Annotated in this window: 1 protein-coding gene; it reads left to right on the forward strand. The window is 26.3% G+C overall.

Translation table 11 applies throughout. The features are described from left to right. Nucleotides 1-18: 18 nt before the first annotated feature. A partial coding sequence (locus AMN78_RS00890) for a glutathione S-transferase N-terminal domain-containing protein (RefSeq protein WP_256997678.1) occupies nucleotides 19-562 on the forward strand: 544 nt, incomplete at its 3' end.

The following is a 562-nucleotide window of genomic DNA, read 5'->3' on the forward strand; positions in this document are numbered from 1 at the left end:
TATGCTATCAGAGCTAGGATGGCTTTAGCATACTCTAATATCACAGTCGAATTAAAAGAAATTTCATTAAGTAACAGACCGCAAGAATTATATGATCTCTCTCCTAAAGGTACTGTCCCTGTTTTGTATATCAATAATCAAACTGTTATTGATGAAAGTTTAGATATTATGCAATGGGCGCTTAAACATAATAATCAGCAAAATTGGTTTTTAGATAAAAAGAAATTTCAACTTGAAATGATACAAGAGTGTGATAATGAATTTAAATATTGGCTTGATAGATTTAAGTATTATGATAGACATCCTGAAAACAATAAAACTTACTATAGGGGAAAATGTGATAATTATTTATCACAATTAAATATTCAATTACAAACTACAACATATCTTATTTCAAATAAATTATCGTTATTAGATATTGCTATTTTCCCACTTATAAGACAATTTGCGAATGTGGATAATAATTGGTTAATTAATCATCATTGTAATGTTGCAAATTGGGTAGATTGTATTATGAAATCAAAATTATTTTTATCTGTGATGGATAAGTATCTTTTATATA

Source organism: Candidatus Pelagibacter communis (genome assembly GCF_001179945.1).
Classification (GTDB): domain Bacteria; phylum Pseudomonadota; class Alphaproteobacteria; order Pelagibacterales; family Pelagibacteraceae; genus Pelagilacustribacter; species Pelagilacustribacter ubique_A.